Below are 15,363 nucleotides of genomic sequence, written 5' to 3' on the forward strand. Positions count from 1 at the left end.
ACACCCTGGCCTGCCGGGTGCGCGCGACGACTGAGGCCGGTCAGGACCGGCCGGCCTGCCTGATGATGTCCTGCAGCAGGCCTTCCAGCTCGTAGTCCGGCACGCTTGGATAGAGCTTGTGCAGCTCCACCAGGGCCAGATAGAGCACGGTATCCATGTCCTTCTCGCCGGCCAGCCCCAGGATGGGCGCGACCCTGTGGCGGACGAGTTCCTGATCGAAATGGTAACGGACCGGTGCCCGGAGCACGGGCCCGGCCGCCGCTTGCGACGCTGTCATGATGGTGTCTCCCCGGAAATGCCTTCGGTATACCGCCGTTCAGTTACAGCCTGATGTCGGCGGGCGGCGGTCAGTGCTTCTCGGCGACCTGGACGTAGAGCCGGGCCAGATGCAGCTTGACCCTGGCGGAGGCACGCGAGTAGTCGCCGGAACGCAGCTTCTGGCCGGCGCCTTCCTTGTCCCCGGCGATGCAGCAGGCGAGGACGTCACCCGCGCAGAGATGGAAACGGGCGTGTTCCATCTTCATCTCCTGGAACTCGCGCAGGTGGCCGAAGCGCTGGCTGCCGACGCCCTGGATCCACTTGCCCAGCGGGCATTGGTCGTCGCGCGACACCACGTCGACCAGCAGACCCTCCTGGTTGTCGTTCTCCATGCACGCTTCCAGGCGCACCTTCCACTTCATGTGGGCGTCGATCGCGGTCTTGAAGTTGAGCCCCGCCACGGTGCCTTCCTCCTCCGCCGCGCCGGCGGCCTGGGCCGGCTGCGCCAGCCCGCCCTCCGGTGCCGCGTCGGACGCGGCCTCGTCGCCCGGCGTGCCGGCGGCGAGATTCTTGAACCAATCCATCAGTCCCATGCTTGTTCCTCCATCCAGATCATCCAGGACACGTACTCGTTATGTGGGCGACGCGCCGTGACGGCCGCCCCCGGGGGCTCGCCGGACGGCCGCACCCGATAGGTATTTGTACGCGATGATACCGCCTGCGGCGGCGCCGGCCTACTCCCGGCCGCCCCGGTACTCGGCGGCCAGGGCCTGGTAACGCTCGGCACCGGCACGGAGATCGGCGATCTCCGCCTCGGCCAGGCGCCGCACCGGCCGGGCCGGACGGCCCAGATAAAGCCAGCCCGACTCCAGCACCCGGCCTTCCGACACCAGGCTGCCGGCGCCGACCAGGACCTGCGGTTGCAGCACGGCACGGTCCATGACGATGGCGCCCATGCCGATCAGGCACTCGTCGCCGATCTCGCAGCCGTGCAGGATGCAGGCGTGGCCGACGGTGACGCGGCGGCCGAGGACCAGCGGCGCGCCGCCCGGGTGGGCCGGGCTGGGCCGGCTGACGTGCAGCACGGAATTGTCCTGGACGTTGCTGCCGGCACCGATGCGGATGTGGTTGACGTCGCCGCGCACGACGACCCCGGGCCAGATCGAGACCCCGTCGCCGAGGACCACGTCGCCGATCACGCTGGCGGACGGGTGCACGTAAACGGCAGCGCCCAGGGTCGGGGCCACGCCTTTGTAGGAATCTATGGACACGATAGGAAGCTCCCTCCGAAGGCCACCAGTATAATTCCCGCCAACACAGCCCAGATCGATTGCCACCATGAACCCATTGCTCGACTTCTCCAGCCTGCCGCGCTTCGCGGAGGTCAAACCCGAACACGTCACCCCCGCCATCGACCAGTTGCTCGCCGAGGCGCGCGCCGAGGTCGAGCGCCAGGCGGGCGCCCAGGGCGAACCGGGCTGGGACGATTTCGTCGCCCCCCTGGAAGACGCCAACGAACGCCTGGCCCGCGCCTGGGGCCAGGTCTCGCACCTGCATTCCGTGCTGGACAGTCCGGAACTGCGCGAGGTCTACAACGAGAACCTGCCCAAGATCACCCAGTACTATGCCGAACTGGGCCAGCATGCCGGCCTGTTCGCCCGCTACAAGGCGCTGCGCGCCCGGCGCGCGTTCCAGGACCTGTCGCCGGCCCGGCGCAAGGTGGTGGAGAACGAGCTGCGCGACTTCCGCCTCGGCGGTGCCGACCTGCCCGAGGACCAGAAGGCCCGCTTCATGGCGATCCAGGAAGAACTGGCCAAGCTGTCCGCGAAGTTCGAGGAGAACCTGCTCGACGCCACCAATGCCTGGAGCAAGCTGATCGAGGACGAGGCCGAACTGGCCGGCGTGCCCGAGGACACCAAGGCGATGTTCCGGGCCCAGGCCGAGAAGGCCGGCAAGACCGGCTTCCTGCTCAACCTGCGCGGCCCGTCCTACCTGCCGATCATGCAGTTCTGCGGCAACCGTGCCCTGCGCGAGGAGATGTACAAGGCCTACGTCACCCGGGCCTCCGAGTTCGGTCCCGAAGCCCTCGACAACAGCCGCCTGATCGACCGCATCGTCGAGTTGCGCGGCGAGGCCGCCCGCATGCTCGGCTTCGCCAACTACGCCGAGCTGTCGCTGGAGCCCAAGATGGCGCGTGCGCCGGCCGAGGTGCTCGACTTCCTGGAGACCCTGGCCGGGCGCGCCAAGCCCTACGCCGAACGCGACATGGCCGAGATCCGCGAGTTCGCCGGCCAGGAACTCGGCCTGGCCGACCCGCAGGTCTGGGACGTCGGCTACGTCTCCGAGAAGCTGCGCGAGGCGCGTTACGCCTTCTCCGAGCAGGAGGTGAAGCAATACTTCCCCGAGCCGGTGGTGCTCAAGGGCCTGTTCCACCTGATCGAAACGCTGTACGGCCTGGACATCCGCGCCGACGACGCCCCAGTCTGGCACGAGTCGGTCCACTTCCACGCCATCCACGACAAGGCCGGCAAGCTGGTCGGCCAGTTCTACCTCGACCTCTACGCCCGCGAGAGCAAACGCGGCGGCGCCTGGATGGACGACGCCATCACGCGCCGGCGCACGGACGGGGGCATCCAGACCCCGGTGGCCTACCTGACCTGCAACTTCACCAGCCCGATCGGCGACAAGCCGGCCCTGTTCACCCACGACGAGGTGATCACGCTGTTCCACGAGTTCGGCCACGGCCTGCACCACCTGCTCACCCGGGTCGACGAACTGGGCGTGTCGGGCATCAACGGCGTCGAGTGGGATGCGGTCGAACTGCCGTCCCAGTTCATGGAGAACTTCTGCTGGGAATGGGACGTGCTCAAGCACATGACCGCCCACGTCGACAGCGGTGCGCCGCTGCCGCGCGAGCTGTTCGACAAGATGCTCGCGGCGAAGAACTTCCAGGCCGGCATGCAGACCATGCGCCAGCTCGAGTTCGCCCTCTTCGACATGCACCTGCACAGCGACTTCGACCCGGCCGGCCAGAGCCCGCAGCAGCTGCTCAACGCCATCCGGCGCCGCTTCGCCGTGCTCATCCCGCCCGAGTACAACCGCTTCGCCAACAACTTCTCGCACATCTTCGCGGGCGGCTATGCGGCCGGCTACTACAGCTACAAGTGGGCCGAGGTGCTGTCGGCCGACGTCTACGCCCTGTTCGAGGAACACGGCGTCCTCAACCCGGAGATCGGCGAGCGTTTCTGGAGCGAAATCCTGGGCGTCGGCGGCAGCCGCGACGCGATCGACTCGTTCAAGGCCTTCCGCGGCCGCGAACCCACCATCGATGCCCTGCTCAGGCATAATGGCATGGTCTGATCCCACCCCGGGAGGCGTGCCATGAAACGTGTCTGCGTCCTGCTCTTCGCCCTGCTCGCCGGCCTGCCCGTCCTGGCCGGCGACCTTTACCGCTGGACCGATTCGCACGGCCAGGTGCACTACTCGGACCAGCCGCCGCCGGCCGGCGCCAAGACCGTCAAACGGCTGGGCGCCAGTGCCGATACCGGCACCGACACGGTCCGCCAGCCAGTGGTGCTGTTCACCGCCAACTGCGGTTCCGCCTGCGACCAGGCGGCCGACTACATGAGCCAGCGCAACATTCCCTACACGCTCAAGAATGTCGACGGCAACGCCAAGCTGCTCGCCGAGTTGAAGCAGCGCACCGGCAACAACGAGGTGCCGGTGCTGTTCGTCGGCGAGTCGATGCAGCGGGGCTTCTCGCCCGGCATCTGGGACAAGATGCTCGAGATGGGCGGCTACCCGGCGGGCGCCGCTCAGGCGCCGGCCGGCGCACCGGCCGACCAGCCGCCCGGGCCGCCGCAGGAGCAGCCGTGACCATCGCCACCCTGCCCGAACTGGCCGAGGCGGTACGCGCCTTCGGCCGCGAGCGCGACTGGCACCTCTACCACACGCCCAAGAACCTCACCGCCGCCCTCATCGTCGAGGCCGCCGAACTCCTGGAGCCGTTCCAGTGGCTCACCCCGGAGCAGAGCCTGAACCTGCCCGCGGCCAAGAAGGAGGCGGTGCGCCAGGAAATGGCCGACGTCCTGATCTACCTGGTCAGCCTGGCCAACTGCCTGGACATCGACCTGATCAAGGCGGCCGAGGACAAGCTGGCCATCAACGCCGCCAAGTACCCGGTCGAAAAGGCCAAGGGCAACGCGGCCAAGTACGACGAACTATGAGCCATTTCCGACACCACCTGTTTTTCTGCCTCAACCGGCGCGAGGACGGCGGCCAATGCTGCGGCGACCGCGACGCCGAGGCGATGTTCGAACACGCCAAGAAGAAGGCCAAGCAGATGGGCCTGCACGGCAAGGGCGGCGACTGCCGGGTCAACCGGGCCGGCTGCTTCGACCGTTGCGGCGAGGGCCCGGTCTGCGTGGTCTACCCGGACGCCGTCTGGTACACCTACGTCGACGCCGCCGACATCGACGAGATCCTGGAATCGCACCTGCGCGACGGCAAGGTCGTCGAACGCCTGAAGATTTGAAGGCGCACCGACTCCAGATCGCCTGCCCGGGCGCCAGCGTCGAGACCGTGGTGGAGGACCCGGGCCGCGAGTTGGCCGGCCTCGCCCTGATCGCCCATCCGCACCCGCTGCATGGCGGCAGCCTGGACAACAAGGTCGCCTATACCCTGGCGCGTGCCGCCCTGGCGCGCGGTTACCTGGCGGTGCGGCCGAACTTCCGCGGCGTCGGCGCCAGCACCGGCGCCTACGACTACGGCATCGGCGAGGCGCGCGACCTGGTCGCCGTCGCCGAACACCTGGCCGCCCAGTTCGGCTACCTGCCCTGGACCCTGCTCGGCTTCTCCTTCGGCGCCTACGTGCAGCACCGGGTGGCGCGCGAGATCGAGGCCCGGCGCCTCGTCATGGTCGGCCCGGCCGTGTCCATGTACGACTTCGGTGCCCCGGCCGTACCGACCGCCATCGTGCACGGCGAGGAGGACGAGTTGATCCCCCTGGCCGCGGTGCGCGCCTATGCCGAGGCGCACGCCGTCCCGCTCCACACGATCCCCGGCGCCGGCCACTTCTTCCATGGCAAACTGGTGCCCCTGCGTACCCTGGTGGAAGGCCTGCTCGAACCATGACCGCCCCTCTCGTCCTGACCAACCTGACCAAGCGCTACGGGGCGACCGCCGTGGTCGACGGCGTCAGCCTGAGCATCCGGGCCGGCCAGTGCCACGGCCTGCTCGGGCCCAATGGCGCCGGCAAGACCACCACCCTGCGCCTGGCCCTGGGCCTGATCGCGGCCGACGCCGGCGACATCCGCCTGCTCGGCGAGCCGATGCCGGCCGGCGCGCGCCGCGCCCGGGCCCGGGTCGGCGTGGTGCCGCAGACCGACAGCCTGGACCCGGACTTCACGGTGCGCGAGAACCTGCTCGCCTACGGCCGTTACTTCGGCCTCAAGCCCGCCGAGGTCGAGGCCCGGGTACCCGACCTGCTCGACTTCGCCGGCCTGGCCGGCAAGGCCGACGCCACGGTGCCCAGCCTGTCGGGCGGCATGAAGCGGCGCCTGACCCTGGCGCGCGCCCTGATCAACGACCCCGACCTGGTGGTCCTGGACGAACCCACCACCGGCCTCGACCCGCAGGCCCGCCACCTGGTCTGGCAAGGTCTGCGCCGGCTCACCGCGCGGGGCAAGACCCTGCTCCTGACCACCCATTTCATGGACGAGGCGGAGCGCCTGTGCGACGTCATCAGCATCATCGACCGCGGCCGCATCATCGCCGAGGGCTCGCCGCGCGCGCTCATCGCCGAGCATATCGAGCCGCAGGTGGTGGAGATCTTCGGCGACACCCTGGCCGACTGGCGCGATTGCGCCCTGGACTACTGCCAGCGCTGCGAGCGGGCCGGCGAGTCGCTGTTCTGCTACACCGGCGACCCCAGGCCGGTGATCGCCGAGCTGGACCGCCAGGCCGGCCTGCGCTACCTGCACCGGCCGGCCAACCTGGAGGACGTGTTCCTCAAGCTGACCGGGCGCGACCTGCGCGACTGAGCGGCTAGAGCGGCAGGCTGCCGCCCGCCTGCAGCAGCGCGGTGGCCTCGGCGGCCGGGATCGGCCTGGAGAGGTGGTAGCCCTGGGCGCTGTCGCAGCCCATCTCGCGCAGCAGGTGCAACTGTTCCACGGTCTCCACCCCCTCGGCCAGCACGCGCAGGCCGAGCTCGTGGCCGAGCGCCACGGTGGCCCGGACGATGGCGCGGTCGCTGACGTCGTCGACGATGTCGCGCACGAAAGCGGCGTCCACCTTGAGCACCGAGATGGGCAACTGCTTCAACCGGGCCAGGGACGAGTGGCCGGTACCGAAGTCGTCGATGTACAGCTTCACGCCGAGGTCGCGCAGCTGGCTCAGCTTGGCGAGCACGCCGGCCGGCTGCTCCATGATCGCCGTCTCGGTGATCTCCAGGCCCAACTGCGCCGCGTCCAGGCCGGTCTCGCGCAGGACCTCGCGCACCAGTTCGCCGAGGCGGTCGCCGGACAGCTGGCTGCCGTCGACGTTGACGCTCACGGCCGCGCCCAGGCCGGCGGCGTGCCAGGCCGCCGCCTGGGCCGCCGCGACGCGCATCACCCAGCGGCCGATGTCGTGCATCATGCCGGCCTCGCTGGCGACGTGCAGGAAGGCCGCCGGAGAAAGCATGCCGCGGCCGGGATGGCGCCAGCGCAGCAGGGCCTCGAAGGCCAGGATGCGGCCGCTGCCGAGTTCGACCTTGGGTTGGTAATGCAGGACCAGTTCGTCCTCGGCCAGCGCCCGGCGCAGTTCCGCCTCCAGGACCAGGCGCTCGGCCGCGTCGCGGGCCAGGGACGGGTTGGAGAAACGGTAGGTGTTGCCGCCTGCCTGCTTGGCCAAATACATCGAGGCGTCGGCGTGGCGCAGCAGGGTGGGCACGTCGACACCGTCGTCGGGGTACAGGCTGATGCCGACCGAGCCGCCGACGTAGACGCTGTGGCCCTGCACCGCGAAGGCCGGGCGCAGGGCGGCGATCAGCTTGTCGGCGACCTGGGCGGCGTCGCGGCCGTCGCCCAGATCCTCGACCAGGATGACGAATTCGTCGCCGCCCTGGCGCGCCAGGGTGTCTTCCTCGCGGATGCAGGCGGTCAGGCGGGCCGCGCAGTCGACCAGCAGGCGGTCGCCGGCGTCGTGGCCGAGGCTGTCGTTGACCTGCTTGAAGCGATCCAGGTCCATGAACATCACGGCCAGGTGGCGGCGGTTGCGGGCGGCGCGCGCGATGGCGTGTTCGAGGCGGTCGCCGAACAGGGCCCGGTTGGGCAACCCGGTGAGCTGGTCGTGGTGGGCCAGGAAGTCCAGCTTGGCCTCTTTCTCCTTGATGTCCGAGATGTCGTTGAACACCGCCACGTAGCTGGTCGCCCGGCCCTCGTCGTCGAGGATCGCGGCGATCGACAGCCAGGCCGGGAACAGGCTGCCGTTCTTGCGCCGGTTGTACACCTCGCCCTGCCAGTAGCCGGTCTCCGCGATGCTGGCCCACATGGCGCGGAAGAACTCCGGCGTATGCCGGCCGGAACGCAGCAGCTTGGGTTCCATGCCGACGATGTCGGATTCCGTGTAGCCGGTCATGCGGGTGAAGGCGTGGTTGACCGCGACGACCCGGTTGCGGGCGTCGGTGATCATCACGCCCTCGACCGTCTGGTTGATGGCGGCGTCGCTCTGGCGCAGCTTGGATTCCACCGCCAGGCGCTCGCGGATGTCGCTGAACACGGTCACCACGCCGGATATCTCGCCCAGCTCGCGGATCGGCGAGGCGGTGACCTCGACCGGCACCGTGGTGCCGTCCTTGCACCGGAAGGTCTCGGCGCTGCTCACGTAGTTGCCGCCGTTCAGGGTGACGCGGACGATCGGGCAGTCGGCGGCCGGTACCGCCATGTGGTCGCTCTCCAGGTGCAGCAGGTCGTGCGCGTGCTGGCCGACCAGTTCGTCGGGACGGTAGCCGAGTATCGCCTGCACCGCCGGGTTGGCGTAGGTGACGACGCCGGCCCGGTCGATCACGTAGATGCCCTTGCCGACGTGTTCGCTGATCGCCCGCATGCGGGAGCGGGCGCGCAGGCCGGAGACGCCGAGGAAGCCGAGGCCGAGCACGGACAGGGCGCCGAACAGGAAGGTGCCGGACAGGAACGCCACCCGGCTGACCTGGCCGACGTCCGGGCCGTAGGCCACCACGTAGGCGGCCAGCGCGCCGCCGGCCTCGCGGACGGGCAGGAAGTTGACCAGGTAGCAGTCGTCCAGCGCCAGGCAGGCGTGCCGCGAGAACTCGGCGCCGGTCGCCATGCCGGCGGCCACGGCGGCATCGCCGCCGATCACCCGTTCGAGCCGGCCGGCGTAGCCGGGCAAGGGCTCGGCGGCCTCGCCGAAGAGCGGGTGGACGAGGTCCTCGGTCAGGTAGCCGTCGTTGATCGGCGAGACCAGGTACATCGACTTCATCAGGGCCAGCATGCCGGACCGGTCCTCGCCCGAGGCCAGGGCCTGGGCCAGTTCGTCCCGGCGCAGCAGGAAGCGGACCGTGGTGCCTTCCGGCAGCGTCTTGCCCATCAGGCGCCGGATGGCGGTGAACGACAGGCTGATTTCCATGGCGCCGGCGACCCGCTCGCCGGTGTACACCGGATAGACGAAGCGGAAGCCGCTGAACACGCGGCCGTATTCGAAGCCGGTGCGCGGCTGCCCGGTGGCCAGGACCGAGGCGACCAGGGGGCGCAAGTCGGCGATCTTGTCGCCGTACAGGTCGGGCGCGTGCATGCGCAGGCGGGAATAGCCCTCCCGGTCGATGAAGTGGAGCTGGCGCACCTGCTTGGCGCGCAGGGACTCGTACATCGGGTACAGCCGGCGGTAGAGCAGGCCGGCCGCGTCCGGCCGGCGGCCGAACAGGTCGTGGACCAGGTCCGCGTTGCCGGCGTCCTGGAGCAGCCAGCGCGCCGTCACGTCGGCGAATTCGTTGTAGCCTTGCAGCACGCCGGCGTACGCCGCCATGGCCTGGGCCGCGCCGATATCCAGGCGCTGACCGACCTGGCGCAGGTAGAGGCCGTACAGCAGGCCGGCCAGGGCGAGCACCGCCGCGGCCAGCCAGGTGATGAGCTTCCTCTCGGCGCCGAGCATCGTTCTAGCGGATCGAGAGCATGCCCGGGATCGGCGCTACCGTCTCCAGGTTGCGGCGCACCTCCTCGTAGAGCTCCTCCTGGACCGGCACCGTGCCGCGCTGGATCAGGCCGCCCCATTCGGCCCGCGCAGCCGGGTCCGCGGCCAGCATGGCGGCCCGGATGGCACGCCGTTTCGCGACCGACAGGCGGCGGCTGTTGGCAACCAGGACGAAGGCCGGGAACGGCCCGGCCTCGGCGATCACGGTCAGGCCCAGATGGGCATAGCGGTCGGCCAGGTTGCGCTTCACCCCGGCGACGTCGTAGCGGCCCTGGAGGACGCCGAGCGCCGCCTTGGTGTGGTCGTCGGCGTATTCGAAGCGGTTGCCGTCGCGGTCCGGCGCCAGGCCGACGCGCTTGAGCATGAGCGCAACGGCGAAATAGCCGCAGGTCGACTCCGGCTGGGTGAGGCCGATGCGCTTGTCCCGGATGTCCCGCAGGGTCAGCTTGCCGGCCGGCCCGAAGCTCACCAGGGCGCAGTGGTAGTCGGCCTTGCCGTCGCTCTCGAGAAACTCGACCAAGGCCTCGAAGCCGCCCTTGCGGCCGGAAATCTCGGCATAGGGGAGCGGCCCGAGGACGGCGAGGTCGACCTTGTCGTCGACCAGGGCGGCGAGCAGGTCGTGGTACTGCTCGTAGTAGACCCAGCGATAGTCGTCGCCGGTTTTGGCCGCCAGGTAGTCGAGCATGGGCAGGTACTGGGTGCGCAACGTCTTCTCGTCCACCAGCGGCAGGGGCGCGAAGCGTATCGTGTCCGCTTGCGCGCAGGCCCCCAGCCACAACGCAACCAGCCATGCCCAGCGCATATCGTCCCTTTCGATTTTCTATCCCGCTATTGTAGGCATTTATACTCCGTCGTGCCGGACACGGCCGCGCCCGGGAAATCATGGATAATCCGGCCAACGCCCACCCACCGACGCCCTCCGCCCATGCACTTCTTCCCGGTCTGGCACCGCAACTACCTGGTCTGGAGGAAGCTCGCCATCCCGGCCATCCTGGGCAACCTGGCCGATCCCCTGCTCTACATGCTCGGCCTCGGCTACGGCCTCGGCCAGTTCCTGGGCGACATCGGCGGCGTCCCCTACCTGAACTTCCTGGCCGCCGGCACCCTGGCCTACAGCGTCATGAACAGCGCCACCTTCGAGACCCTGTACTCGTCGTTCTCGCGCATGCACGTGCAGAAGACCTGGGACGCCATCCTCAACACGCCGTTGTCGCTCACCGACGTCCTGCTCGGGGAATGGCTGTGGGCGGCCTCCAAGAGCCTGCTCTCCGGCCTCGCCATCCTGGCGGTGATCTGGGCGCTCGGCCTCTACGCCGACTTCGCCCTCACGCTCTGGCTGCTGCCGGTCATCGTCCTCACCGGCCTGTGCTTCTCCGGGCTGGGCCTGATGGTCAACTCGGTGGCGCCCAACTACGACTTCTTCATGTACTACTTCACCCTGATCATCACGCCCATGGTGCTGCTGTCCGGGGTGTTCTACCCGCCCGACGCCCTGCCCGGCTGGCTGGCCGCCTTCGCCGCCGCCCTGCCGCTCACCCACGCCATCGAACTGGCGCGCCCCCTGGCGCTCGGCCACGTGCCCTCCCTGGCCTGGCTGCACGGCGGGGTCCTGCTCGCCTATGGCAGCGCCGGCCTGGCCGCCGGCCTGCACCTGACCCGGCGGCGCCTGCTGCGCTGACGGCCGTTGCCGGCGGCGCGGCAGTTTGCTATCAAACGGAGATGAACCGCCTGCTCCTCTACCTGGTGCCGGACAAACAGGCCAGCCTGCTGGCGGGGGCGTTGTCGGCCATCGCCTTCCTGCTCGGCCTGATCGACATGGCGAGCCGCGACTTCGAGTCCGCGCGCATCCACCTGCACCTGTCGGTGGCCATCATGGCCTTCCTGTTCGTGCTCCGCTTCGTCAGCCTGCGCGCCACCTACCGGGTCGCAGAAAACGCCCAGGCGCAGTTGCGCCGGCACATCCGCGCGGTGAACGCGGCGCCGCGCCCGCGCGAGCGGACGGAAGCGGAGAAGCTGGCCCAGGAAAAGGCCGAGATGGCCGACCTAGCCGACCAGCTCAAGCAGGCGCTCAGCCACATCGCGCCCGACTCGCCGGTGCGGCCCAAGTACGAGGCCACCCTGGAGCTGATGGCCCGGATCGCCTCCCGGTAGCCGGCCGGCGTTCAGCCGGCCCGGTAGTCGAGGTGGCCGTCGATCACCGTGTAGCGCACCCGGCCCTGCAGCTCCATGCCCAGGAAGGGCGAGTTCTTGCCCAGGCTGGCCAGGCTCTTGGTGCTCACGGTCCAGGGCGCATCGGGGTCGAACAGGCACAGGTCGGCCGGCTTGCCGGCACCGATCCGGCCGCCGTCGACGCCCAGGATGTCGGCCGGCTTGCGGGTGACGCGGTCGAGCGACTCGGCCAGCGACAGGCCCGCCTCGGCACCCCACTTCAGGGTCAGCGGCAGGAGCAGCTCCACTCCCGTGGCGCCGGCCTCCGATTCCTGGAACGGCTTTTCCTTGGCATCGGCGTCCACCGGCGCATGGTCCGAGCAGATGCAATCGATGGTGCCGTCGAGCAGGGCGGCCCGGAGGGCATCGCGGTCGCGCTGGCTGCGCAGGGGCGGCACCAGGTGGCAGTTGGCGTTGAAGTCGGCGGTGTCGAGCTCGGACAGGTGGACGTGGTGGACGCCGACGTCGCAGGTCACCGGCAGGCCGTCCGCCTTGGCCTTGCGCACCATCTCGACGCCGGCCCGGCTGGACAGCCGGCACAGGTGCACGCGCGCCTTGGTCTCGCGCACCAGGAGCAGGATGGTCTGCAGGGCCACGGTCTCGGCCGGCACCGGGATGGCCGGCAGGCCGTAGCGCGCCGAGACGACGCCGTCGTGGACGACGCCGCTGCGGGCCAGGTGGAAATCCTGCGGCCGCAGCCAGAGCGGATAGCCGAAGGTGTAGGCATATTCCATGGCCCGCAGCAGGACCATGGTGTCGACGATGGGATCGTCGGCCTGGCTGAAGGCGACGCAGCCGGCCTCGGACAGCTCGGCCATCTCGGTCAGGCGCTCGCCCTTGAGCTTCCAGGTCAGGGCGCCGATCGGGTAGACGCGCGGGCCGGGACTGTTCTTGGCCCGGAACTTGAGCATCTCGACCAGGCCCGGCTCGTCCAGGGGCGGGTCGGTATCGGGCGGGCAGGCCAGCGAGGTAATGCCGCCCACGGCGGCGGCGTGCATCTCGGACTCCAGGGTGGCCATGTATTCCAGGCCCGGCTCGCGCAGGCGCACCGACAGGTCCACCAGGCCGGGGGCCACCACCAGGCCGGAGGCGTCGACCTCGGCATTGGCGTGGAAATCGGCCGGCGCCGCACCCAGGGCGACGATCCGTCCGGCGGCGATGTAGATGTCCCGGACGGCGTCCAGCCCGCTCGCCGGATCGATGACGCGGCCGTTGCTGATCTTGATCTTCATGCGTTGCTCCCCGTCACCATGCTCATCACCGCCATGCGCACGGCAATGCCGAAGGTCACCTGCGGCAGGATGACCGAATGCTTGCCGTCGGCCACCCCGGAATCGATCTCGACGCCCCGGTTCATCGGCCCCGGGTGCATGACGATGGCGTCCGGCCTGGCCAGCTTGAGCTTGTCCTCGGTCAGGCCCCAGAACTTGTAGTACTCGCCCGCCGAGGGCAGGAGGGCGCCCTGCATGCGCTCGTTCTGCAGGCGCAGCATGATGATCACGTCGCAGTCCTTCACGCCGGTCTCCATCTTGTGGTGCACGTGCACCCCCATGCTCTCGACGTCGCGCGGCAACAGGGTCTTGGGGGCCACGACGCGGATTTCCGGGCAGCCCAGGATGGACAGGGCATGGATCTGGGAGCGCGCCACGCGGGAATGCAGGACGTCGCCGACGATGGCCACGCGCAGGTTGTGGAAGCCGCCCTTGTAGTGGCGGATGGTGTACATGTCCAGGAGGCCCTGGGTCGGGTGCGCGCAGCGGCCGTCGCCGGCGTTGACCACCGAGATGTGCGGGGCGACGTGGCGGGCGATCAGGTGCGGGGCGCCGCTGGAGGCGTGGCGGACCACGAACATGTCGGCCTGCATGGCGGACAGGTTGGCCACCGTGTCGAGCAGGGTCTCGCCCTTGTTGGTCGCCGAGGTGGCGATGTTCAGGTTGATGACGTCGGCCGACAGGCGCTTGGCGGCGATCTCGAAGGTGGTGCGGGTGCGGGTGGAGTTCTCGAAGAACAGGTTGAACACCGCCTTGCCGCGCAGGAGCGGCACCTTCTTGATCTCGCGCTCGCCGACCGAGACGAAGGATTCGGCGGTGTCGAGGATCTGGGTCAGGATGCGCGCCGGCAGGCCTTCCAGGGTGAGCAGGTGGCGCAGCCTGCCGTCCTCGGTCAATTGCAGGTTGGCGCTCACTTGGCCTCCTCCTTCAACACCAGATCGAATCGTCCCTCGGCGTCGCGGACCAGGCAGATGTGCTGGCCCAGGTCCAGGGTCGCGCCCGTGTAGTGCGCGCAGATGGGCAGCTCGCGGCCGCCGCGGTCGACCAGGACGGCGAGCCGGATGCGGTTCGGCCGGCCGTAGTCGAACACCAGGTTCATGGCCGCCCGGATCGTGCGGCCGGTGTAGAGGACGTCGTCGACCAGCAGGATGTTGCGGCCCTCGACGTCGAACGGGATGCTGGACGGCTTGACCTGCGGGTGCAGGCCGATGCGCGAGAAGTCGTCACGGTAGAAGGCGATGTCGAGGACCCCGCAGGGGATGTCGCCGCCCAGCCGTTCGGCGAGCGCCTCCATCACCCAGACGCCGCCGGTATGGATGCCGAGCATCGCGGTATTGGGCATGAGATTGGGCCGGATCTGCTCGGCCAATGCGTCGATGAGTTGGTTCGGATCGGGTAGGTTCATGGCTGATTCGCAAAATGGTCCTGCAGGATTTCCTGGGCGGCCAGGCTATCGACCGCCGCCTTGTCGGCGCGAACCGGGTGGCCCGCCTCGCGCAGCCGGCGCTCGGCCTCGACCGAGGTCAGACGCTCGTCGACCAGCGCCACGGGCAGGCCGAAGCGGCCGTTCAGCTGGTTGGCGAAACGCCGGCAGCGCCGGGTCAAATCGTGTTCCTGGCCGTCCAGGCCGAGGGCCAGGCCGACCACCAGTTGCACCGGTCGCCACTCGCCGATCAGGACGCCGATGCGCGCGAAGCGCGGCGCGTTGGCCTCCTCGGCGATGGTTTCCAGGGGATGCGCCAGGCGCGTCTCCCACTCCCCCACCGCGACACCGATGCGCTTCTCGCCGAAATCGAAGGCCAGCACGGCGCCCTTCATCGCGGCAGCGCTGGTGGCCATCAGGCGTGGCCGGCCTCTTCCGAGAGCATGGAGGGGTCGATGCCGAGCGACTGCAGGGCGGCGTGGAAGCGCTCCTCGGGCGGCAGCTCGAAGATCAGGGCGGGGTCGGCCGGCACGGTCAGCCAGGCGTTCTGCTTGATCTCGTTCTCCAACTGGCCCGGCCCCCAGCCCGCGTAGCCGAGGGCGACGATGATCTGTTCCGGGCCGGCGCCGTGGCCGGCCGCCTCCAGGATGTCCTTGGAGGTGGTCAGGCCGACCTCGTCGTTCACCGTCAGGGTGGAATTCCAATGCCCGACCGGCCGGTGCAGGACGAAGCCGCGCTCGACCTGCACCGGGCCGCCGAAATAGGCCGGCGCGTCCTTCAGGCGTTCGTCCTCGAGGGCGATGCCGATCTGCTCGAACAGCTTGTCCAGGCTGAGGTCGATGGGCCGGTTCACGACGACGCCCAGCGCCCCGTCCGCGTTGTGGTCGCAGATGTAGGTCAGGGCCCCGGCGAAATTGGGGTCCGTCATGTTGGGCATGGCGATCAGGAAGTGATCGGTGAAGTTGGCGTTGTCCATGGACGCGGATTGTACCTCTCGAAAGCGAGCCTAAACATGAA

The 15,363-nt window shown here is 69.4% G+C and carries 18 protein-coding genes; 8 read left to right on the plus strand and 10 right to left on the minus strand.

Features of this window, described 5'->3' with window-relative positions; genetic code table 11:
* Window positions 1-40: 40 nt before the first annotated feature.
* The 3 genes from EZJ19_RS13210 to EZJ19_RS13220 all read right to left on the minus strand — a co-directional run bounded on the left by EZJ19_RS13210 (window position 41) and on the right by EZJ19_RS13220 (window position 1,529).
* Window positions 41-277 (minus strand): hypothetical protein, encoded by a 237-nt coding sequence (locus EZJ19_RS13210; RefSeq protein ID WP_131448349.1) that lies wholly within the window; start codon window positions 275-277, stop codon window positions 41-43.
* Between the two features lie 70 nt (window positions 278-347).
* Complete coding sequence (locus EZJ19_RS13215) at window positions 348-851, minus strand: CZB domain-containing protein (RefSeq protein ID WP_131448351.1); 504 nt, start codon at window positions 849-851, stop codon at window positions 348-350.
* A 141-nt stretch (window positions 852-992) separates the two neighbouring features.
* Complete coding sequence (locus EZJ19_RS13220) at window positions 993-1,529, minus strand: gamma carbonic anhydrase family protein (RefSeq protein WP_240754772.1); 537 nt, start codon at window positions 1,527-1,529, stop codon at window positions 993-995.
* Window positions 1,530-1,596: 67 nt separating this feature from the next.
* On the opposite strand from EZJ19_RS13220, the gene EZJ19_RS13225 reads away from it, so the two are divergent.
* From EZJ19_RS13225 to EZJ19_RS13250, 6 genes are read left to right on the plus strand one after another with little or no spacing between them, the layout of a single operon-like run.
* On the plus strand, window positions 1,597-3,618 hold the full coding sequence (locus EZJ19_RS13225; protein WP_131448354.1) for a M3 family metallopeptidase: 2,022 nt from the start codon (window positions 1,597-1,599) through the stop codon (window positions 3,616-3,618).
* A gap of 21 nt (window positions 3,619-3,639) precedes the next feature.
* Window positions 3,640-4,134: a glutaredoxin family protein gene (locus EZJ19_RS13230; protein ID WP_131448355.1), complete on the plus strand. Its 495-nt coding sequence runs from the start codon at window positions 3,640-3,642 to the stop codon at window positions 4,132-4,134.
* Window positions 4,131-4,484, plus strand: a complete 354-nt coding sequence (locus EZJ19_RS13235; RefSeq protein WP_420813134.1) for a nucleotide pyrophosphohydrolase — start codon at window positions 4,131-4,133, stop codon at window positions 4,482-4,484. Before EZJ19_RS13230 ends, EZJ19_RS13235 begins: the two co-directional genes overlap by 4 nt.
* Window positions 4,481-4,792: a (2Fe-2S) ferredoxin domain-containing protein gene (locus EZJ19_RS13240; protein WP_131448356.1), complete on the plus strand. Its 312-nt coding sequence runs from the start codon at window positions 4,481-4,483 to the stop codon at window positions 4,790-4,792. The genes EZJ19_RS13235 and EZJ19_RS13240 overlap by 4 nt, the downstream gene beginning before the upstream one ends.
* A complete protein-coding gene (locus tag EZJ19_RS13245) occupies window positions 4,789-5,391 on the plus strand; it encodes an alpha/beta hydrolase (RefSeq protein WP_131448357.1) in 603 nt (200 codons plus the stop codon). The genes EZJ19_RS13240 and EZJ19_RS13245 overlap by 4 nt, the downstream gene beginning before the upstream one ends.
* On the plus strand, window positions 5,388-6,299 hold the full coding sequence (locus EZJ19_RS13250; RefSeq protein ID WP_131448358.1) for an ATP-binding cassette domain-containing protein: 912 nt from the start codon (window positions 5,388-5,390) through the stop codon (window positions 6,297-6,299). Before EZJ19_RS13245 ends, EZJ19_RS13250 begins: the two co-directional genes overlap by 4 nt.
* 4 nt (window positions 6,300-6,303) lie before the next feature.
* Here the strand turns inward: EZJ19_RS13250 and EZJ19_RS13255 are convergent, their stop codons facing one another.
* Together EZJ19_RS13255 and EZJ19_RS13260 are read right to left on the minus strand one after the other, a co-directional pair.
* Entirely contained in the window at window positions 6,304-9,405 is a 3,102-nt protein-coding gene (locus tag EZJ19_RS13255) for a bifunctional diguanylate cyclase/phosphodiesterase (protein WP_131448359.1), read from the minus strand.
* A gap of 4 nt (window positions 9,406-9,409) precedes the next feature.
* Entirely contained in the window at window positions 9,410-10,246 is an 837-nt protein-coding gene (locus EZJ19_RS13260) for a PhnD/SsuA/transferrin family substrate-binding protein (protein WP_131448360.1), read from the minus strand.
* A 123-nt stretch (window positions 10,247-10,369) separates the two neighbouring features.
* Between EZJ19_RS13260 and EZJ19_RS13265 the strand changes: the two genes are divergently transcribed.
* Window positions 10,370-11,122: an ABC transporter permease gene (locus EZJ19_RS13265; RefSeq protein ID WP_131448361.1), complete on the plus strand. Its 753-nt coding sequence runs from the start codon at window positions 10,370-10,372 to the stop codon at window positions 11,120-11,122.
* A 41-nt stretch (window positions 11,123-11,163) separates the two neighbouring features.
* Window positions 11,164-11,595, plus strand: a complete 432-nt coding sequence (locus tag EZJ19_RS13270; RefSeq protein ID WP_131448362.1) for a hypothetical protein — start codon at window positions 11,164-11,166, stop codon at window positions 11,593-11,595.
* A gap of 11 nt (window positions 11,596-11,606) precedes the next feature.
* Here the strand turns inward: EZJ19_RS13270 and EZJ19_RS13275 are convergent, their stop codons facing one another.
* Genes EZJ19_RS13275 through EZJ19_RS13295 form a run of 5 tightly spaced genes read right to left on the minus strand, consistent with a single transcriptional unit; the run spans window position 11,607 to window position 15,322 of the window.
* Window positions 11,607-12,884, minus strand: a complete 1,278-nt coding sequence (locus EZJ19_RS13275) for a dihydroorotase (RefSeq protein WP_131448364.1) — start codon at window positions 12,882-12,884, stop codon at window positions 11,607-11,609.
* On the minus strand, window positions 12,881-13,837 hold the full coding sequence (locus tag EZJ19_RS13280; RefSeq protein WP_206199430.1) for an aspartate carbamoyltransferase catalytic subunit: 957 nt from the start codon (window positions 13,835-13,837) through the stop codon (window positions 12,881-12,883). Before EZJ19_RS13280 ends, EZJ19_RS13275 begins: the two co-directional genes overlap by 4 nt.
* Window positions 13,834-14,328, minus strand: coding sequence for a bifunctional pyr operon transcriptional regulator/uracil phosphoribosyltransferase PyrR (gene pyrR / locus EZJ19_RS13285; protein WP_131448368.1), 495 nt, complete (start codon window positions 14,326-14,328; stop codon window positions 13,834-13,836). The genes EZJ19_RS13280 and pyrR overlap by 4 nt, the downstream gene beginning before the upstream one ends.
* Window positions 14,325-14,762: a Holliday junction resolvase RuvX gene (gene ruvX / locus EZJ19_RS13290; protein ID WP_131448370.1), complete on the minus strand. Its 438-nt coding sequence runs from the start codon at window positions 14,760-14,762 to the stop codon at window positions 14,325-14,327. The genes pyrR and ruvX overlap by 4 nt, the downstream gene beginning before the upstream one ends.
* Window positions 14,762-15,322, minus strand: coding sequence for a YqgE/AlgH family protein (locus EZJ19_RS13295; RefSeq protein WP_131448372.1), 561 nt, complete (start codon window positions 15,320-15,322; stop codon window positions 14,762-14,764). Before EZJ19_RS13295 ends, ruvX begins: the two co-directional genes overlap by 1 nt.
* Between the last annotated feature and the right edge of the window lie 41 nt (window positions 15,323-15,363).

The organism is Parasulfuritortus cantonensis, from assembly GCF_004337445.1.
Classification (GTDB): domain Bacteria; phylum Pseudomonadota; class Gammaproteobacteria; order Burkholderiales; family Thiobacillaceae; genus Parasulfuritortus; species Parasulfuritortus cantonensis.